This window comes from Aerococcus urinae, assembly GCF_001543175.1.
GTDB classification, from domain to species: Bacteria; Bacillota; Bacilli; order Lactobacillales; family Aerococcaceae; genus Aerococcus; species Aerococcus urinae.
The window spans coordinates 181,383-200,986 of record NZ_CP014161.1 but is presented as its reverse complement, the minus strand read 5'-3'; the positions used below and the strand labels follow the sequence as shown (position 1 = coordinate 200,986).

The following is a 19,604-nucleotide window of genomic DNA, read 5'->3' as shown; positions in this document are numbered from 1 at the left end:
CTATCGATCTTTGGTGCATCCGTCGCACTCTGTACTTTATAAATGTATGCTATTTTTTTAGGGCAGGCAAGGACTTTTTTTATGATTAAAAAGGTCATGGCCTAAAAAAAGGTTTTCTTCAAAAAAAATTGCGGTATAATATTTTGGGTGTTAAGCCACAAGCTAACATGATGAAGACATTATTAAGATCGAATAGATAAAGGAGAAGTCATATGCCATCAGTTGTTGTTGTAGGTACTCAATGGGGCGACGAAGGGAAAGGGAAAATCACCGATTACCTCAGTAGCCAAGCCGATATTATTGCCCGTTACCAAGGCGGAGATAATGCTGGCCACACTATCCAATTCAACCAGCAAACTTTTAAGCTCCACCTCGTTCCCTCAGGAATTTTTTCAGAAGATAAGCTGAGTGTGATCGGAAATGGCGTGGTTGTTAACCCTAAATCTTTACTTGAAGAATTGGCCTATTTGCGCCAAGCAGGAATCTCTTGTGAAAACCTCCGCATCTCTGAACGGGCCCAAGTGATCTTGCCCTACCATCAACTGATCGACCGCTTGGATGAAGAACGTAAAGGCGACAATAAGATCGGTACTACCCAAAAGGGGATTGGCCCTGCCTATATGGATAAGATTGCCCGTAATGGCATCCGGATGGCTGACCTCATTGACCCTGAAACTTTCGCGGAAAGGTTATCTGTACAAATTCAAGTCAAGAACGAACTCCTAACCAAGGTATATGACCAAGAACCATTAGACTACGACACCATCTACCAAGAATATCTGGCATATGGCCAAGAATTGAAAAAATATGTCACGGATACTTCATTATTGATGAATGACGTCTATGACCAAGGGAAAAATATTCTTTTTGAAGGGGCTCAAGGGGTCTTACTGGATATTGATCACGGGACCTATCCCTTCGTAACTTCCTCTAACCCCATTGCCGGTGGTGCTACAGTCGGTTGTGGGATTGGCCCAAGCAAAATCAATACGGTTATCGGAGTGATGAAGGCCTATACCTCTCGGGTAGGTGACGGTCCCTTCCCAACTGAATTGCATGATGCTATTGGGGACCGCATCCGTGAAGTTGGCCATGAATATGGTACCACTACTGGACGCCCCCGCCGGGTAGGTTGGTTCGACGGGGTAGTGACTGCCCATGCTCGCCGGGTTTCTGGTTTAACCAAGCTTTCCTTGAACTGTTTAGACGTCTTAACTGGCCTGGATGAAATCAAGGTCTGTGTGGGTTACCAAACACCTAATGGCCAAGTATCCAAATCCTACCCCGCTAACTTGCGCTACCTGGCTCAATGCCAACCCATCTATGAAAGTTTACCTGGCTGGGAAGAAGACATTACTGGCTGCCAAGACTTTGACCAACTCCCTGAAAATGCTAAGACCTATGTTCGTCGCATCAGTGAAATCGTGGGGGCTCCTATTGCCACGGTATCCGTTGGGCCTGATCGGACTCAAACCTTAATCTTAGATAATATTTGGTAAAGAAGTATAAAGAGAAAAAGTAAGCTCTGACTAAGGAAATTTTCCCTTGCTGAGCTTACTTTTTTAATAAAAAGAGCTTGGGACAACCCAAGCTCTTTAAAGTCTTTATTCTATTCAGCATTTTTATTAATACATGCCTGGTGCGCCTGCTCCTGCAGCTGCATCATTTCCTGCATTTTCTTCTGGATGGTCAGCAACTACTGCTTCAGTCGTTAAAATCAAACCAGCTACTGAGCCTGCATTTTGTAAAGCAGAACGTGAAACCTTGGTTGGGTCAACCACACCATCAGAAATCATGTCTACCCATTCACCGCTAGCAGCGTTGTAACCAACACCTTGGTCTTTATCATGAATGTGTTCTACAATGACAGAACCTTCTAGCCCAGCATTTTCAGCAATTTGACGTAGTGGGGTTTCGAGGGCACGAACCACGATGTCTGCACCAGTTTGTTCGTCACCTTCTAAGGAGTCAACGACTTCTTTCACCTTGTCTTGGATATTCATGAAGGCAGTCCCACCACCAGCGACGATACCTTCTTCAACCGCAGCACGAGTAGCGTTTAAAGCATCTTCGATACGTAATTTACGTTCTTTTTGTTCGGATTCGGTGGCTGCACCTACACGAACAACAGCAACTCCGCCAGCTAATTTAGCCAGACGTTCTTGTAATTTTTCGCGGTCATAGTCAGAAGTAGTTTCTTCAATTTGTTTTCTGATATGAGCCACACGTTGTTCCAATTGTTCCTTGTTACCCTTACCTTCAACAATGGTGGTATCGTCTTTAGTAATGGTTACGCGGGCAGCTTGACCTAATTGATCAATGCTGGTGTCTTTCAATTCAAGACCTAAGTCTTCAGTAATGACTGTCCCACCAGTAAGAACAGCTAAGTCTTCTAATTGTTCTTTACGACGGTCACCAAAGCCTGGAGCCTTCACAGCTACTACATTGAAAGTCCCACGAATCTTGTTCAAGACTAAGGTAGGAAGAGCTTCCCCTTCAACATCGTCAGCCACTAATAATAAAGATTTACCTTGTTGTACGATTTGTTCTAATAATGGAAGGATATCTTGGATATTAGAAATCTTCTTATCAGTGAGGAGGATGTAAGGATCATCGAGAACAGCTTCCATCTTGTCATTGTCGGTTACAAAGTATTGGGAGAGGTAACCACGGTCAAATTGCATCCCTTCAACAACGTCTAGGGCAGTGTCCATTGATTGTGATTCTTCAATGGTAATGACACCATCTTGTCCTACTTTTTCCATAGCGTCAGCAATTAATTGACCGACTTCTTGGTCGCCGGAAGAAATTGCCGCAACGTTAGCAATGGATTCTTTAGCATTCACTGGAACAGAAATTTCTTTCAAAGCTTCTACTGCCTTGCGGATAGCTTGATCCATCCCACGACGAATGCCCACAGGATTTGCCCCTGCTGTCACGTTTTTGAAACCTTCATGGACGAGGGCTTGAGTTAGGATGGTAGCAGTAGTGGTACCGTCACCAGCAACATCATTGGTCTTAGAAGCGACTTCAGAAACTAATTTAGCTCCCATATTTTCAAAGTGATCTTCTAATTCAACGTCTTTAGCAATGGTCACCCCATCATTGGTGATTAATGGAGAGCCATAGCTACGTTCTAAGACAACGTTACGTCCCTTAGGTCCTAAGGTCACTTTCACGGTATTAGCTAATTTATCAATACCTTCTACTAAAGATTGTCTTGCATCACTTGAATATTTAATATCTTTGGCCATTCTATCTATCTCCTATTCTAAATCTAAGCATGATCGAGAATTCAATTATTTTTTATGTTGATTGTCGAAGTTCAGTCAATGATTATTCAACTACAGCAGTTAAATCTTTTTCTTTAATGATGAGGTAATCTTCCCCTTCATAGCGGATTTCGCTTACTGCATATTTTTCAAAAATAACTTGGTCGCCCACTTTAACTTGAGGGGTGTAGTCATCAGTAGCATCAGCAACAGCTACCACTTGACCTACTTGAGGTTTTTCTTTAGCAGCAGATGGTAAAACGATGCCAGAAGCAGTTTTTTCTTCCTCTTCTTGGACTTGAATAATCACACGTTCATTTAACGGCTTTAACATTTAAAATATCCCTCCAAATTTAACATACTAATTAATAACCTAATTAATAACACTTTTAATGATTTGTTAGCACTCATCATCTCCGACTGCTAACTTACACTATTTATAGTAAAACATTTCCAGATATAAATCAAGTAATTCGTTGACTTTTTTTGACCTTTTTTCTTTTTATCACTTTAAAAGTATAAAATATCATTTAAAAAGTATATGACATTAAAGTTAGGAAATTGAGTTAGATTAAACTCTTTATTCTTTGATTTTTACTATTGATGACAAGAAAAAAAGCCCTCAATTAAGAGGACTTTATCACTGACAAAAGTTAGACCTAATCTTCAAGTTAGGTCCTGCTAACTTTTGCTAGTTCGACGAATTTTTCTTTTTATTGTTACCATTGCGATTACCGATATAGTAAATCAGGGTTTGCAGCTCATTGGCTAAATCGACGTTTTGGACATGAATATCTTCAGGAACATCTAAAACCACCGGAGTAAAGTTCAAGATGCCTTGTATACCGGCTTCACCTAATTCACTCACGGTATCTTGGGCGACTTTTTCCGGAACAGTCATAATAGCAATCAGAATTTCCATTTCTTGAATCCGTTCCTTTAATTCACTCATTGGGTAAACCGGTACCCCACTATGGACGGTTCCTACAATCTCAGGATTAATATCAAAGGCCGCCCCAATCCGGATATTATTGGTTCGTTTAAAGTTATAATTTAATAAGGCGTTCCCTAAATTACCGACCCCGATTAAAGCCACTGTGGTGAGGCGGTCTTGGTAGAGTTGGCGACTAAAGAAGTCCAATAGAGCTTCAACATCATAACCATAACCACGCTTCCCTAGGGCACCAAAATGTGAGAAATCCCGACGAATAGTGGCACTATCCACTTTGATCGCGTCACTGAGTTCACTGGAAGAAATCCGTGTCTTACCCATGTTCTTAAAATTATGCAAGTAACGGTAATAAAGCGGTAACCGCCTAGCCGTTGCACGTGGAATTTCCTTCATGTTTCCACTCCTTTTCACAAGATATCAAATACATTTTATCACCTAAATCATAAAATGAAAAGAACTTTGTGAAAAATCACATAAATCTTTTCGGCTAATTTTTATTAATTTTAAAACTTTGTGAATAACCCCGACCTTTTCTAAGGGAAAGTTCACAAAGTCAAAAAATATCTGCCGATAAAATATGATACACTAGTGAAGACAATAATAAACGATTTAGGAGGAAAGGATCCAATGATTGTACTACAAGGATCAAAACTCATGCGACGTTTTGGCTCCGATATTCTTTTCCAAGATGTCCAAATGACCATCCAAGATAATAGTCGTACTGCCTTAGTCGGGCGAAACGGTACCGGTAAATCCACCCTACTTAAAATGTTAGCGGGCATTGAAGAACCTGACCAAGGGCAAGTCACCCGGGCCAAGGGCAAGACCATTGCCTACATGGACCAACATGCCGCCATTGAAAACAGTCAACGGACAATTTATGAAGAAATGCGGTCGGTTTTTAAAGAATCCATCGCCCTCATCCACCATGCTGAGCAAGCCGCTCAAGACTTGGCCGATGCCCATGATGAAGCATCCTACCAAGAGGCCCTCAAACGCTATGACCAATTACAAGAAGAAGTCAACCAAAGTAATGCCTATGGGTATGATTCCGAGATTCGCATGGTCCTCCACGGCTTTCAATTTCCTGAGTCAGATTACGACAAACCCATCAACCAATTATCTGGTGGTCAACGGACTCGGCTAGCCCTGGCCAAGGTCCTCCTCGAAAAACGCGATATTCTTATCCTCGACGAACCCACCAACCACTTAGACATTGAAACCCTGACATGGCTTGAAGACTACTTGCCTTCTTATCCTGGAGCCCTATTAATTGTTAGCCACGACCGTTATTTCCTAGACCATGTCACCAACGAGACCTATGAAATGACCGGACACAGTATGGAATATTATAAGGGGAATTATTCCTTCTACCTCAAAGAAAAGGCTGTTCGCCTCGAAAGCTGGCAAAAGGCCTATGATAAGCAACAAAAGAAAATTGCCAAGTTAGAAGACTATGTAGCGCGTAACCTGGTCCGAGCTTCGACCACCAAGATGGCCCAGAGTCGGCGTAAGCAACTCGAAAAGATGCCCAAAATTGAAAAGCCTAAACAGGACGAAAAAAGTCCCCATATTCAATTTCTAACGGACAAAGCCAGTGGTAACGTGGTCCTTACCGCCGACCACTTAGGCATTGGTTACGATGATCACTTACTTTCCTATCCGATTGAGATGGATATTAGAAAGCAACAAGCTATTGCAGTGGTGGGACCCAACGGCGTGGGTAAATCTACCCTCTTAAAAACCATTATCCAAGAAATTCCCGCCATCAAAGGGGAAATTCACTATGGGGCAAATGTGACCATTGGCTACTATGACCAAGAATTAGCCAAACTCCACAGCAATAAGGATGTCCTCCACGAACTTTGGGATGACCATCCGACCATTAACGAGGAAAACATTCGTACCATCCTGGGGTCTTTCCTCTTTTCCGGACAAGACGTGGAAAAATCGGTAGCTATGTTGAGCGGAGGAGAGAAGGCCCGGCTTGCCCTAGCCAAACTCTCCTTTAACCATGATAATTTCTTAGTCCTTGACGAACCGACCAACCACTTGGATATTGATTCTAAGGAAATTCTCGAAAATGCCCTGATTGCCTATGATGGAACCTTGCTCTTTGTTAGCCACGACCGCTACTTTATTAATCGGATTGCTACCCAAGTGCTTGAAATCAGTCCAGAGGGTTCCACCCTCTACCTGGGCGATTATGATTATTATCTCAATAAAAAAGCCGAGCAGGAAGCGCGGCTAGAAGAAGAAAACAAAGAAAATCAAGCCAGTCTTACTGAAGAAAAGTCAGCACCCAGCCAGTCCGCCCAAGCCTATCAAAATCGTAAGGAACGCCAAAAGGAAGAAAGAAAACTCCAACGACAAAGCAAAAAAATTGAAGCAAGTATTGAAGGCTTAGATGAAGAAATAGCAGAGATCCAGGAAAAAATGACTGATCCTGATATTTTACAAAATTACTATGAATTAAACCAACTCGACCAATCTCTTAAAGACACACAAGCCCAACAGGAAGAGCTCTTTAAGGAATGGGAACTTGTGCAAAGTCAGTTGGAAAATTTTAACCAATAGACATAAAAAAGGTATGCCCACACCAGGACTCAAGACTAGTCCGTCTGTTAGCATACCTTTTCTTTTTAAGCTTCTAGCCATTCGGTATGAATGACTTCAATGGGATACCAGCTTTCAATTTTTTCGAGATAGTTCAGCAGGCGCTGCCGGCTCTTGCTGTATGAATTAGAAACTAGGCCAAAAGCGACCACCGCTTGGTTGACTAGGTCTAAGTCAGCAATTTCAGCAGCAGTCACCTTTTCTCGCTGTTGGGCCCGCTCCACCATACTTTTGACGATCCGGCGCTTATCCTTCAAAGTATAAGCTTGGTCAATGATAAAAGTGACTTCTAAACCAATTAATACCATCTTTCCTCCTCAAGCTTTCCCTGAAACTCAATTGGCCTTCGCTTAAAGGCAACTAATTTTCATCACCTAAGTCTAGACCTGGGTTGGCATCCAAGTCTAAGCCGACAAAGTCGCCCTTTTGGTATTGCGGGTAGGCAGCCGCTGCAATCATGGCACCATTATCCCCACATAAACTTAATGGTGGGTAGGAGAGGCGCACTTCAGGATGTTCTTTAGCCAAGTGACTCTCTAACTCTTTTCTGAGTGAAGAATTGGCAGCCACGCCGCCCGCAACAACTAATTGTTTGACCGGATAAGCAGCAATGGCCCGCATAGTTTTAGTCACTAAGACCTCCACGGCAGCCGCTTGGAAACTAGCTGCCACATCATTGGGATTCAATTCTTCCCCCTTTTGTTCTGCATTATGGGCATGGTTAATAACCGCTGATTTAAGGCCGCTATAGGAAAAATCAAAATTATCCTCATTGATCATGGGGCGGGGATAGTCATAAATAGCCTGACCCTCTTGAGCCATTTCATCCATGCGTTTGCCCCCAGGATAAGGCACTCCCAGGATACGGCCGACCTTATCATAGGCTTCCCCCACAGCGTCATCACGGGTATCGCCGATTTTTTGATAGTGGCCATCTTCTTTCATATAGACTAATTCCGTATGTCCCCCACTGACCACTAAGGCCAGCAATGGGAAAACCATTTGGTCAGAAATATTATTGGCATAGATATGACCAGCCATATGGTTAACCCCAATTAAGGGCTTGTCATGGGCAAAGGCTAGCGTCTTAGCGGCGGTAATCCCAATCAGTAAAGAGCCCACTAAGCCAGGGCCCTTGGTAACCGCCACAGCATCGATCTCTGGCCAGGTCACGTCCGCTTCCTTCATGGCATAATCAATCACCTGAGTAATTTGCTCGACATGGTGGCGGCTAGCAATCTCTGGAACTACTCCACCAAAACGCATATGACTTTTAATTTGTGTGGCAACGACATTACACTTCATCTCTTTGCCATCAATAACGATCGCTGCACCGGTTTCGTCACAGCTTGATTCAATTCCCAATATTGTTGTCACTGGTCGATCTCTCCCATAAATAAACTTTTGCATCTTCATGATTATCTTGGTAATAGTTTTTGCGTTGGTCAATACACTTGAAACACTGACTCTCATACAAGGCCTGAGCAGGGATGTTGTGGGCACGGACTTCTAAGAAACAACGGGCTAAGCCTTGTTCTTCTAAGTGGACCAGGGCTTGAGTCAAAAGTAAGGCCCCCAAGCCCTGCCGACGTCTATGGGGGCTGACTGCAAAATGCAATAATTCCCCTTCATCTGCCAATAATTGAAAAGTGGCTGCTGCTAAGACGACTTGCTTTTCATCTAGCAAGAGGAATAAATAGAGCCGTGGACTGGCTAAGCCCCGTTCCAACCAATCTAGAGCGATATGGGGCATCTGCTCAAAGGCCTCCTGGTAAAAAGCCAGCGCCTGCTGACTAATCCTGGGGATGAGCTTGGCCTCGGGTCGGTGGTAGACTATGATTTGCTTCATCTTCTTGGGCAACCTGATGGGCATCATCTTGCCAAGTCAGAGTGAGGGCATCTTCGTGGTTATCACGATAGTAACGCTCCATCTTCCCCGTTGCCTTAAACCCCTCTCGTAAATAAAATTTCTGAGCACCTTCATTGGATAAACGAACTTCTAAGGTAATCGCATGGCGTTCCAAATCAGGGGCTAAGTGTTTGACCAAGTCTAAGAGCTTGGACCCAATCCCCAAGGACTGGTAGCTGGGTAGTACGGCCAAATTCGAAATATGAATCGATTCTTTGTCCCGCCGACAACCTACAAAGGCCAGCAGTTCTTTTTCCTTAAAGGCTTGTAGGTAAAAAGTTGACGGATGGTAAAGCATATCATTATAGATATCCTTCTTGGACCACATCTGATGCCCATCATAAGCTGCCCGCTCTAGAGCCACCATTTGGTCAATCCACTCCGAATCGGATATCGCTAAATCAAGCTCCTGGTCTAAGCCATAAGTCAAAGTAGACTTATCCAAATCGATCTGCTGACTCAAAGCCTGGCCAGGTTCATCAGCAAATAACTGGGTAATTTTATTGCCCAGTTGAAAGAGCCAACGATCAAAGCATTCTTTCCACATAATGGCCTCGGTTTGCTGCCGCTTCTTCGGGGTGTTTCTCCTCCCAACGCTCTTCGGCTTCCGCTAATTTAGCATACTCTGGTAAGAAAGTGGCGACATCTTCTTCCTCTAGTTCTAGCTTAGCCAGTAAGGGAGCGTGGATAACCCCTTTTTCTGCCGGTAATAACTTAGCTTGGTCTCCCAAGTGTTCTTTAATTAGTTCCTCAAATTGGTCAATATCCGAACTGATAAAATACAAGCTTTGGTCGGGACAAGCTGCCTTTAACTGGTCTAGCCAGTCTGCTAGCCGGTAATGCCCCATAGTTAGACCTTCTACTTCCTCTCCATTACTATCATAAGCCATAGCAAAAACAGTTTGGCGTCTAGCATTAATCAGAGGACAAATGATGCCATCCTCTTCTGCGGCATTAGCAGCAATGGCTGCTAAACTGGTCACTGAATAAAGTGGAATATTTAAGGTCCAAGCCAAAGTTTTGGCAGTAGTCACCCCGATCCGAAGTCCCGTATAGGAACCCGGCCCCCGAGTAACAACCACCCTATCCAGGTCACTCACTTCCCAAGCAACTGTGGTAAACAACTGCTTAATCAAGGGTAAGAGAGCTTTAGAATGTTTAATTTTAGTATTTGTGGTGATTTCCATTTTGCTGGTCTGATCTTCAATCAGCGCAATACTCATAGAAACCGTCGATGTATCGATAGCTAATGTTCGCATGATAATCCCCTTTGTGCTTCAAACTCATGTAGGTCTATTCTAACATTATTATAGAGATGGGGCTAGGTGCTAGCTTGACACTTGAAAGCAAGAAAGTTGCAGGCTAACCCGATCCTTGGTATATTGTACTAGCTGCAAATAGCTAATGGTCACATGACCAAGATTAAAGGAGGTCTTAACATGGACGAATTACTCAAACGCATCAATGAACTAGCTAAAAAACAAAAAGAAGACGGCTTAACTGCTGAAGAAAAGGAAGAACAAACACAACTTCGTCAAGAATACTTGAAGATCTTCCGCGGTAACTTCAAAAACATCATGATGAATACCAAGGTCATCGATCCTGAAGGTACCGACATTACCCCAGAAAAACTTAAAAAAGCCCAAGCGGAACACCATGGTAAAGGACAAAGTAAATAATCCTTTCCCTTAAGACCGTTTAATGAATAAGACATAAATAGCTGCCAATAGGAGCCTGGTATGACGCATACTGGTGACCGCTATTGGCAGCTTTTTTATGTAGAGATTAGACCCCTAATTTTTCTTTGAGGGCCTCAGTTAAAGTTTGCGAAAAGTTAATTTGTTTGGCGATAGCTAAATCATTCAACCATTCAGGTACGGTAACCGTCTTACGCACTGTTTTTGAGTGATATTTACGCCGATAAGCAACTAAGTCAACCCCAATAAGGGCAAGATCACTATCTGGAAACTGTTCACTAACACTTTCAATCGGGCTCGGTTCAGGATAATCATCATAGTCTTCAAGAGCAGCGCCTAAAACTTCCACAGCCTTTTCATAGGCTTGTGATAGGTCCTCACCTTGGGTCATCGCTGCTGGAATATCAGGAAATTTGACAATAATATATTTATCTTCTCTTTCAAAGATAGCTGGATATACCAACACAACTTTCAACCCTTTCTATAACATAAAAGCGCCTAGTCCAGCTGGATTAAGCACCTAAATAAAAAGCTTTAGAAATTATATATTGGAATGTTTATTACTAATAGCTTCGGTAAGTAACTTTGATAAATCAAAGCCGTCTCCCTCAGCTAAACTTTCAGCCCAAACCGGAATACTGACAGTGACATCAACTAATTCATCAAGATTTAAATATTCCGAAACATCCGTCACCACCATCGATATAAATGATTTTTCCATATCATAGTCGTCTTGCCAATTAATATCCTCTTTATAGGGATAATTTTCAACCAGCGATAGATCATTAATATTGGATGGCTGGGGGATTTTTTTATTACTTTCCAAGGCATCCCCTAAAACAATCCCTAAATACTCCGAAGCCATATATAAGGCATCAGAAATACTTTCTCCTTGGGTAGCCCCGTCATTCAAATCAGGAAAGCTGATAAAATAGCCGTCAAATTCTTTGTCAAAATAGAAAAGGGCCGGATAAGATTTTTTCATGACTTGCTCCTTTCATATGCTGTGTGTTTCAAGTTGATTATATATCAAAAATAGGCCGTTATAGATCTAGACGCTTCAAATGATAAAAAGAATTATTTCTACAAAAGCGTACACTTATGATTTGGTCCCCCAAAAATTGTCAGAGCTGATAAGAGTGAATATTATGAAAGTGTATTAGTAATCCGATATCGAGACATCTATTTTATAGCGATTTTGTTGAAAATGCTGATGCAATCGTTGATATGTTAAATAACGACGGATATAATTTAACTAAAGGCATTAGTAAATATCTGGGAATGAAATCGATTAATAAGAAAGAAAGTATAATTTTTGCTGAAGTATCACTTATTGGTGCACTTTCAAACTTTGATTTTAAAATAGCTATTATCAAGGAGTAAAAAATGAATTTAATTGAAAAAGAAGAAAAATTATATAAAATCATAGAAGATTATATTTATTTTGATTTTTCTGATTCTAAAGACAAGAGAAGACTTAGCCCAAGTGCTCCAAGTGAAGTAGTTGAAGCTTATAAAGAGTTTATTAATTTACCTAAAGTAGAACCAATATGCTAATAAGCACTAGCCAATCGAAGGTGAGGTGCTTTTATTCTGTCCAAAATTAGAAGATGGAAGAATGATTATAAAAATAATCTTATAACAATTAAACAAAATCACCCGCATGTGCGGGAAAAAGTTGGATTAGGCAAAGATGTTGCTAGATCAAACAGGATTCCCCCGCATGTGCGGGAAAAAGTTAGTGCGGGGATGAAGTCATTCCAGGTCAGCGGGATCACCCCCGCATGTGCGGGAAAAAGCCCGGGTGGATAATCATGGAGTTATTCGTACCAGGATCACCCCCGCATGTGCGGGAAAAAGTACTGCTTTAATCTTGTCTTTGCCAAAAGTATAGGATCACCCCCGCATGTGCGGGAAAAAGCGGCAGAAAAACAAGTTAACGAGGCAGCAAGAAGGATCACCCCCGCATGTGCGGGAAAAAGTTTTATTTTGCCCTCGAATGGCTTAAAACTTAGGGGATCACCCCCGCATGTGCGGGAAAAAGTATGATCCCATTGAGTTGGAGATCAAGTTGTCGGGATCACCCCCGCATGTGCGGGAAAAAGATCAACCTTGTAGGTTAGCCCTACGTTAGCTTGGGATCACCCCCGCATGTGCGGGAAAAAGGGAGAAGATTAAATTATGGGATTACTAGACACAGGATCACCCCCGCATGTGCGGGAAAAAGCATGTGTCCACCACTTGTGGGACGATTATTTTAGGATCACCCCCGCATGTGCGGGAAAAAGGTAAAGATAGACTCGCCTCCGATAGTCATGCCAGGATCACCCCCGCATGTGCGGGAAAAAGGCAAAGTACGTCTTGATACTTTCCCAGATTTCGGGATCACCCCCGCATGTGCGGGAAAAAGCCAGTCATAATCAAGATAGGTATCAAAAATATAGGATCACCCCCGCATGTGCGGGAAAAAGACTAAAAGATCCCTTTAACTACGCGACTGTCTATTCATAAATTTTAAAAATTTATTTACTTTTAGCGCTAACCCATAAATCAAATGCACATCAGCTAAAGCTCTATGAGGAACTTCTTCGTTAATCCCGTAGGCCGTTAGGGCTGATTCTAATTTATAATTAGGCAAAAATAATTTTTCCTTTTTAACAAAACTCATTAAATCGATACTTTTGTTATTTAATTTAGGTAAGTTTAATTTTTTTAGATGATAATTAATAAATTTAATATCAAAGGAAATATTATAGCCAACAAGATCTACCTCACCAACAAATGCTTTGAACTCTTTCAAAACATTTTCTAGTTTCTGACCTTCTTTTTTCAAAAGTTGATCATCAATACCTGTTAATGAAGTAATTTCAAGAGGCAATTTTCCCTCATAATTTATAAGACATTCAAATTCCTTAACTATTTCTCCATTTTTAATCGTAAGTGCTGCAATTTCTATAATAGAATCTTTCAGTAGATCCAAACCACTTGTTTCAATATCAATAATTATATATGACGACTGTTCTTTTTCTTCTCGGTTATTTTTTGGATAAGCCGAATATTTCTTAGCCTGTCTTTGCTTAGCCACTTTACTAAAACCAAGTTTTTTATTTGTTTTACTTTCTTCTAAAGTATTTGGAAGTAGGACCAGAGGAATACCTTCATAATCAATTACTTGGCGTTTAGCATTAATCGTTTCAAATTGGTAGCCAATTTCATTGCGACAAGCATAGGACATGGTAGCTTCTCCTACTCCCACATTTTGACTCACGCGTTCCCAAAGAGCTTCACGAACACGGCTATTAAAATTACCAACGTAAACACCAGTAGCAATTTCCTGCATCCATTTACTAAGGTCACCACGTAAAGATGGCGGACAATTCCTCATAGTAATTACAGTTAATGGCATCTAATCCTCTCCATCATAATCTTGGTAATTAATTCCATATTTAACCAAACCTTGCCGGTCATCCCAAAGATTAATAACATCTATGTCTAACTCTTCATCGGGATTGACTTCTAATAAATATTGAACATCCTTAACAATTCGCTTCATAAGCTTCCCATCCACCATAGCATCTCGAACTCTTAATCGAGCAATTCTCCCTATCTCGTCATCATTATTAAACTCTGATGCTATTTGAAAAGCAATAGGAATAGTGATTTCCGACTTATATAAATCCGCAATATCATACACAAATGATTTATCATGACCTGTATGAACAAATCCTAGTCCAGGAGATAGACCTAAGGCTGTAATAACGCTGTGAACTACACCATAGAGAGAAACATTAGCAGCAGATAAAGCTTGATTTACTGGTGTTCCCTCTTCATAATGATCTGGATCATAGTCCCGTCTAGTCCATTCAACTTGCCACCTTTTTGCTTCTTGGCGGTAAATTTTTCTAACTCGTGCTCCTTCTCTTCCCCGTAATTGCTGCATGGTAAATGAGGAGACATCCTCATTAGGAAAACGCATTTGGTACATTTTACGAGCAACTGCTAATCGCGACCGACGATTCGAAACTAATTTTGCCTGTTTTTCTAGAAAACGAGTCGAATGAGCCAAAGATCTTCCATGTGCATAATAACGCACACCATATTCCCCTACCCATACCAGGCTTGTACCGGCATCACCAATCAGTTCCACTGCCCGATGACTAATATCTGTTCCTGGACCTAATAAAAGAACCCCTATCATAGCAGCAGGAATCCGTACCGTCCCTCTGCTATCCACTACGGTAATGGCACTATCTATGCGATTTATCTTAGCGTGTTCAATATAAATAAAGGAGACCCGATCCCCTATCCGAGGTAACTCTGTAAGATTAGTTTTCTTGGCACCACTCTGTTTAGTCATATACTCACCTCATGGGAATAATTGTCATTAAGCCAAAACCATAGGCCTTCTTACGACCAAAACCTTCCTTTAGAGTTTGCTTAAATTGCTCAAAGTCAGTAATCTTTAATACACCTTCATAGGTAGCAGAACTAAGCCTTATAGTAGCTTCATTTCGTTTCTTTACTGGTTCGAAACCTTTTTCTACGATACAAAGTGTCGCCGGATTAATTTCAAAACCGTTCTTTTTATCTCTATCTAACAAAAAGTTCAATTGAGATTCATCGCCATATAGAGGAACTACACGCCCCCTTTTCTTACCTGCTTGAGATTTGGAAACAACTGGATTTAACCGTACGCGAAATTGCGCCTCCATTCCTTCTTCCAAACTATCTAGAAAAGAACTATAATCAGCTACTTGAGCACTTCCATTTACACCATATTTCTCCAATGCGTCTTGATCCGGCTTATTGGGACTTACGATCAATAAATATTCTTGGCCATTGACTTTATCAATACGCCACAATTTTCGTGTACGAACTTGGTCGACAAACTCCTTAGGAAAACTACTTTCTACCCAGTTATGGTAGGCTCCAAGATGATTTAAGGACTTCATTTTCCTTGGGTTATTAGTATCAATAGCTACGCGAGACATATACACAATTAATCAACCTCCTTCAACACAGAAAAGGCATCATGGTCTCCAAAACTACCTATGTCTTTTACTATAATGTCGATGCGGCACTCACTTCGATAAGAAAATTTACGTCCTTTTTGCGAAAACGAATGGACTCTATCTCTACGTTGATGTGAAGGTTGATTTGTTTGTAAATAAGCATCGGCATAGATCGATAATCGTTTACTATGGTTCTTTTTATACCAAGGAGACGCTTGCCAAGGGATTTCCTTTAAAATCGTCAGTACATCCTTATCTGTCGATTGGAAAATAAAATCGGCATTCAAAGGGAGAGCCCGACGCCCCATAAAGGGTTGATAATAAGGAGACTTTAACGCAGCTTCAATTTTATTTATTAAATCTTCATTTTCTGAACCAATTGCCACTAAAAAAATTGCATCTTCTAAATAATATCTATTGGTCACATAGGTTCGGTCTAATTTCCCATTATTCTTGTACTTCTTAGCCGTATGATAATCACGAAGTAAATTGCCTTGTTGATCAATGCGGACAGCAAAATCTAAGGCATTTAAAGATTGAATATGTTCATCGTCGTCACGTTTATAACCTAAGCAAGCACTTATCAACCCTATAACTGCACTTTTTGAAGGATAGAGATCAGTATGTCTAGTTTCAAAATGAGAGTTTGTCCCCCAGGCTTGTAGGGGGCCAGCAAACTTCAAAACTAAAGTTTTCACTAAGCATCACCTTGATCCTGTACTTTCTCGATAAGTGGTCCAACAAATTCATCAAAATCATTCAATAATTGAGTGAGACCATCCTCTTGCTTGCCTTCATCACAATCGATATCCTGGTCATCTAAAACAAGATAGAAAGTTTTTAGTGGTAGATCCATTATTTTCTCAACCTTATGGTATTCACTAAATAATTGTTTAATCGATTGTTCAACATAACCTTCCTGTGTTTTGACCGGTTTTTCAAAAGCTGAAACCAGATTTACTGGGCGATCATCTCGAACCGTTACCAGGAGCGCCTGAGGTAAGGTTTGATTAGCAAAAGTATTGATTTTTCCAGTCGGCATAGACTTAGTAAAAGACTCAATAAACAATTTTAAAGTATTCAAAGTTGCTTTGGGGTCATCTAATTGTCGGCTCAACTCATGAACAGCTACATTAGCGTAACGATAGAGTGTTGACGAGTTATATTCAACTGTCCCTAACATTCCGGCTCCAGCATTATCTTCGGGTGCCAAATCATCTACCGCAGTATAGAAATCAAATTCTGGACGAACCGCATGGGTGGAAATAGCATGAGCTACTTGCGATGAAGCATCCTCATTTAGAGACGGGTCATCTGCGACCATGCGACCAAAAAGGGCAATATCAATAGCGGGATTGTCTCGCAAAATATTTTGAAGCACTTTTTTATCAGTCACTCCGTCAACCGCAGCTTGAGCCAATTCATTAGCTTGTGTATCTCCTAAGAAAAACAAGGCTTTAGCTTGTTTATGACCCTTATCTTTGGAACCCTTAGGCGCTGCTGTTTTAATTCCAGCCTTATTGATTGTTTCATCAGCTAATTTCATTGCCGATTCGTCGTCCATAGTATTATCCAAAATATGAATTTTATCTGCTAAATAACGAACAATTTGTAAAGTCCGTACCCCTACATTACTTTGAGCACTATTCTCATAAAAATATTCTCTCATCGCCCGTTTCCAAGATTGAGAACTAACGCGTGCTCGTCTAACACCCCCGTATTGGGCTGTCTTTGGCGACCCCGTATCGTCTCTGTTGACATTGGAAGGCGGAACGGTTTGAATGGCATGGATATCAACAAAAATTCTCTCATTATTCTTCATCACTATTTACTCCTTCTTCTCTGTTCTTATAGTAACTTTGCGCCCAACGAATACGTACATTTTCTTCGTATCCTCTCAAATACCAGTAAAGATCTTCGGCCAAACGTGGATAGTTAATAACTACTTGCCCCTGCGATTTTCCTTTTAATAATTTAACCATTTGGCGTAAATAATAAATTAATTCTGTAAAATCCGTTGCTGTAATTAAAGTATTAAAACGGCGATCGCTAGCAACTCGTTGGTCCTTTTCTCTTCGCAAATAGGATAAAGAAGCGCCAATATTAGTTGCTTTTTCCTGACTATTTAATCTGGCCTCTCCAATAGAGCTACCTTGATGATATAGAGCATAGAGTTGCAATGTCGTTAATATCGCCTTTTGTTCTGAGGTTGTTTGCCCACTTTTGCTTAAAAATTCTTCTGGTAGATATTGAAATAATAATGGCCAAATATCAACCGTCTGACTCAAAGGTTTGCCAATTGATTGGCGTAATCTAGCGAGATACGCTTTACTAGTAGCAGTCCCATTATTTCGGTTCAAATCATCAAGCATTCTAGCTGTTACTTGGTAAACAGATACCTGCTTTTCTTTTGTTTCAGTCATTTCGATCCTCCCTTACACTTAATTTTTTATTAATAAAGTAGGTCACAGTGTTGTAGGCCGTAGCGATATTTTTTATATAGCTTTGCCCGTCCTTAGCTTCATACACCTTTCCTTTATAATCCCGTGGACCAGCTTCTTTGACTATATGATTAATTTTGTCCATAACAATTTTTCGCAAAGTTTGGCGCCACTGAATAATCTTTTCATCTTTAGCATCTTCTGGCTTTATTTCTATTAACCAATCTCTAAAGGGCAAGTCAATCAAAAAGTATAATTCCTCAATATTTTGATCGATAAAATGATTACCATCCATATTTCTAAAATCTTTTATTTCCATTAAGAAGTAACGGAAAGTACGTTCAATAATTTCTTTCGTCTCTGTCACAGTATCATTAATCCGAGGAATCCACCCCGCTGAACTGAGATCAGCAGCTACTTGGTCATCAATCTTTAGCTCATCATAAATTTCATCAGTAGGTACCCAGGAAGTAGCATTACCATCATCTTGCATACTTACGGCGTATATGGTTAGTGGGTAATTATCCAATAGAGAATCAGTAATATCATCCAGATAGTCAAACCAAGTTATTATTTCTGGGCGATGGCTTTCCCCTTCTCCCTCTTCTTTTTTAGAATTCGACGGAAGAACTAAACCAAAAGACCGCCATAGGGATTGTCCGACAACATGTTTTCTGGGGGTATACCTCCCTTTATTTTCACCACTGGCATTTTTACGCCAGACGGTCATCGGTTCTAAGAAATTATCTACGTGATTGATTTCTGGTAACTTAACCACTTCAAAAGCAAAAGGCTTATTTAAATCAGTCATCGGATCGATATAAATAGCCCGACTCCAATTGCTATAAAGCTCAGCTAAATTATCACAATTATCACTTGAAAAATACTGATCAATAATTTCTGACCCAGAAAATTCCCAACATGGTTTTTGTCTATTTAACCGATATCCTTCCCGCGGATGCACTAAAACAGTATTCAACCACAAAGTTTCAAATAAATTTCGTCCGCCTAAATAGAGTCCCCCAATATCAAATAACCAGCCTTTTGAAGCTTTATATTTTTCCTTACCGAATATTACTTTATCTGATAAGCCTGAATAGCCCTGAAAAGTTAACAACCAGCGCGCTACTTGATCAGCCTTAAGAATTTCCTTATTTTCTCCATAACTAGGTGAAAATAAAGCTATTTTATTTCCACTCTCTGATATAGTACGGTTAATATTCTTAGCTTGTATGCTGCTAGCTTTAGATTTACTAATCTTATCTCCTGCAATGTCAGCTTGAGTCACTTGAAAAAACGGGTATTGGTCATCAAAAAGATAAAAATGGTCATGCCAAGCCGTTAAATAATTATTAACCGCTTCAGTGAATTCCCCCTCTTCCCAGATTGACTGCCAGGTTTCTTCTAAATTCTCAACATAATCATCTTCATCAAACTCATCAACATCTGTCATTTGTTGATAGCGATCCGCTAACTCTACTTGGTCATAGGGTTGACCACTAGCATTCATTCGCGAATATACTGTCTGTAAGATAGCAAGCAATAGCCGTAGGACAGCAAAATCTTGCGTTTTACTATCTCCAGCTAGCTGATTTAGACTTGGTGCTTGTTCGAAAACATCACGTAGAGAAAGCAGTAAATTTTCTCCACTATCTTTACTAATGACAGCGATCCAAGGCTCATCAATTAAACTAAACTTAGCCAC

21 protein-coding genes and 1 CRISPR repeat array are annotated in these 19,604 nt (G+C 40.7%); of the genes, 4 read left to right on the top strand and 17 right to left on the bottom strand.

What is annotated here, in order from left to right:
* Positions 1–212 precede the first annotated feature (212 nt).
* Entirely contained in the window at positions 213–1,499 is a 1,287-nt protein-coding gene (locus AWM73_RS00920) for an adenylosuccinate synthase (RefSeq protein ID WP_060777655.1), read from the top strand.
* A 126-nt stretch (positions 1,500–1,625) separates the two neighbouring features.
* Here the strand turns inward: AWM73_RS00920 and groL are convergent, their stop codons facing one another.
* From groL to AWM73_RS00905, 3 genes are all read right to left on the bottom strand, one after another.
* Positions 1,626–3,254 (bottom strand): chaperonin GroEL, encoded by a 1,629-nt coding sequence (gene groL, locus AWM73_RS00915; RefSeq protein WP_013668604.1) that lies wholly within the window; start codon positions 3,252–3,254, stop codon positions 1,626–1,628.
* 82 nt (positions 3,255–3,336) lie between these two features.
* Positions 3,337–3,606: a co-chaperone GroES gene (locus tag AWM73_RS00910; protein ID WP_013668958.1), complete on the bottom strand. Its 270-nt coding sequence runs from the start codon at positions 3,604–3,606 to the stop codon at positions 3,337–3,339.
* 357 nt (positions 3,607–3,963) lie between these two features.
* Positions 3,964–4,617 (bottom strand): redox-sensing transcriptional repressor Rex, encoded by a 654-nt coding sequence (locus AWM73_RS00905; RefSeq protein ID WP_060777654.1) that lies wholly within the window; start codon positions 4,615–4,617, stop codon positions 3,964–3,966.
* A 234-nt stretch (positions 4,618–4,851) separates the two neighbouring features.
* Between AWM73_RS00905 and AWM73_RS00900 the strand changes: the two genes are divergently transcribed.
* On the top strand, positions 4,852–6,801 hold the full coding sequence (locus tag AWM73_RS00900; protein ID WP_060777653.1) for an ABC-F family ATP-binding cassette domain-containing protein: 1,950 nt from the start codon (positions 4,852–4,854) through the stop codon (positions 6,799–6,801).
* Positions 6,802–6,866: 65 nt separating this feature from the next.
* Here the strand turns inward: AWM73_RS00900 and AWM73_RS00895 are convergent, their stop codons facing one another.
* Genes AWM73_RS00895 through tsaB form a run of 5 tightly spaced genes read right to left on the bottom strand, consistent with a single transcriptional unit; the run spans position 6,867 to position 10,008 of the window.
* Entirely contained in the window at positions 6,867–7,148 is a 282-nt protein-coding gene (locus AWM73_RS00895) for a DUF503 domain-containing protein (protein WP_060777652.1), read from the bottom strand.
* A 52-nt stretch (positions 7,149–7,200) separates the two neighbouring features.
* Positions 7,201–8,217 (bottom strand): tRNA (adenosine(37)-N6)-threonylcarbamoyltransferase complex transferase subunit TsaD, encoded by a 1,017-nt coding sequence (tsaD, locus tag AWM73_RS00890; RefSeq protein ID WP_230080694.1) that lies wholly within the window; start codon positions 8,215–8,217, stop codon positions 7,201–7,203.
* On the bottom strand, positions 8,195–8,689 hold the full coding sequence (gene rimI / locus AWM73_RS00885; protein ID WP_076340197.1) for a ribosomal protein S18-alanine N-acetyltransferase: 495 nt from the start codon (positions 8,687–8,689) through the stop codon (positions 8,195–8,197). The genes tsaD and rimI (AWM73_RS00885) overlap by 23 nt, the downstream gene beginning before the upstream one ends.
* A complete protein-coding gene (gene rimI, locus AWM73_RS00880; RefSeq protein ID WP_060777649.1) occupies positions 8,634–9,296 on the bottom strand; it encodes a ribosomal protein S18-alanine N-acetyltransferase in 663 nt (220 codons plus the stop codon). The genes rimI (AWM73_RS00885) and rimI (AWM73_RS00880) overlap by 56 nt, the downstream gene beginning before the upstream one ends.
* A complete protein-coding gene (gene tsaB, locus AWM73_RS00875; RefSeq protein WP_060777648.1) occupies positions 9,277–10,008 on the bottom strand; it encodes a tRNA (adenosine(37)-N6)-threonylcarbamoyltransferase complex dimerization subunit type 1 TsaB in 732 nt (243 codons plus the stop codon). Before tsaB ends, rimI (AWM73_RS00880) begins: the two co-directional genes overlap by 20 nt.
* A gap of 180 nt (positions 10,009–10,188) precedes the next feature.
* Between tsaB and AWM73_RS00870 the strand changes: the two genes are divergently transcribed.
* Positions 10,189–10,428 (top strand): DUF896 domain-containing protein, encoded by a 240-nt coding sequence (locus AWM73_RS00870; protein WP_111818070.1) that lies wholly within the window; start codon positions 10,189–10,191, stop codon positions 10,426–10,428.
* A gap of 106 nt (positions 10,429–10,534) precedes the next feature.
* Here the strand turns inward: AWM73_RS00870 and AWM73_RS00865 are convergent, their stop codons facing one another.
* Both AWM73_RS00865 and AWM73_RS00860 read right to left on the bottom strand, forming a co-directional pair.
* A complete protein-coding gene (locus AWM73_RS00865) occupies positions 10,535–10,912 on the bottom strand; it encodes a type II toxin-antitoxin system HicB family antitoxin (RefSeq protein WP_060777646.1) in 378 nt (125 codons plus the stop codon).
* 75 nt (positions 10,913–10,987) lie between these two features.
* Positions 10,988–11,431, bottom strand: coding sequence for a type II toxin-antitoxin system HicB family antitoxin (locus AWM73_RS00860; protein WP_060777645.1), 444 nt, complete (start codon positions 11,429–11,431; stop codon positions 10,988–10,990).
* 401 nt (positions 11,432–11,832) lie between these two features.
* Here AWM73_RS00860 and AWM73_RS09045 point away from each other — a divergent pair, with 401 nt between their 5' ends.
* Positions 11,833–12,003 carry a hypothetical protein gene (locus tag AWM73_RS09045; protein ID WP_156417355.1) on the top strand — a complete coding sequence of 57 codons (171 nt, stop codon included), beginning with the start codon at positions 11,833–11,835 and terminating at the stop codon, positions 12,001–12,003.
* 153 nt (positions 12,004–12,156) lie between these two features.
* Positions 12,157–12,917: direct repeats of the CRISPR family, unit length 28 nt; unit sequence GGATCACCCCCGCATGTGCGGGAAAAAG.
* A 14-nt stretch (positions 12,918–12,931) separates the two neighbouring features.
* On the opposite strand, the gene cas2e is transcribed toward AWM73_RS09045, so the two are convergent.
* The 7 genes from cas2e to AWM73_RS00825 are packed head-to-tail and all read right to left on the bottom strand — an operon-like array spanning position 12,932 to position 19,604.
* The gene (gene cas2e / locus AWM73_RS00855; RefSeq protein WP_060777644.1) at positions 12,932–13,852 is read right to left on the bottom strand and encodes a type I-E CRISPR-associated endoribonuclease Cas2e; all 921 of its coding nucleotides are present in this window, start codon (positions 13,850–13,852) and stop codon (positions 12,932–12,934) included.
* Complete coding sequence (gene cas1e, locus AWM73_RS00850) at positions 13,853–14,803, bottom strand: type I-E CRISPR-associated endonuclease Cas1e (RefSeq protein ID WP_060777643.1); 951 nt, start codon at positions 14,801–14,803, stop codon at positions 13,853–13,855.
* A 4-nt stretch (positions 14,804–14,807) separates the two neighbouring features.
* Positions 14,808–15,443 carry a type I-E CRISPR-associated protein Cas6/Cse3/CasE gene (cas6e, locus tag AWM73_RS00845; protein ID WP_060777642.1) on the bottom strand — a complete coding sequence of 212 codons (636 nt, stop codon included), beginning with the start codon at positions 15,441–15,443 and terminating at the stop codon, positions 14,808–14,810.
* 2 nt (positions 15,444–15,445) lie between these two features.
* The gene (cas5e, locus tag AWM73_RS00840) at positions 15,446–16,156 is read right to left on the bottom strand and encodes a type I-E CRISPR-associated protein Cas5/CasD (protein WP_060777641.1); all 711 of its coding nucleotides are present in this window, start codon (positions 16,154–16,156) and stop codon (positions 15,446–15,448) included.
* A complete protein-coding gene (cas7e, locus tag AWM73_RS00835) occupies positions 16,156–17,280 on the bottom strand; it encodes a type I-E CRISPR-associated protein Cas7/Cse4/CasC (RefSeq protein WP_060777640.1) in 1,125 nt (374 codons plus the stop codon). Before cas7e ends, cas5e begins: the two co-directional genes overlap by 1 nt.
* Positions 17,270–17,881, bottom strand: a complete 612-nt coding sequence (gene casB, locus AWM73_RS00830; protein ID WP_076340196.1) for a type I-E CRISPR-associated protein Cse2/CasB — start codon at positions 17,879–17,881, stop codon at positions 17,270–17,272. Before casB ends, cas7e begins: the two co-directional genes overlap by 11 nt.
* Complete coding sequence (locus AWM73_RS00825) at positions 17,874–19,604, bottom strand: type I-E CRISPR-associated protein Cse1/CasA (RefSeq protein ID WP_060777639.1); 1,731 nt, start codon at positions 19,602–19,604, stop codon at positions 17,874–17,876. The genes casB and AWM73_RS00825 overlap by 8 nt, the downstream gene beginning before the upstream one ends.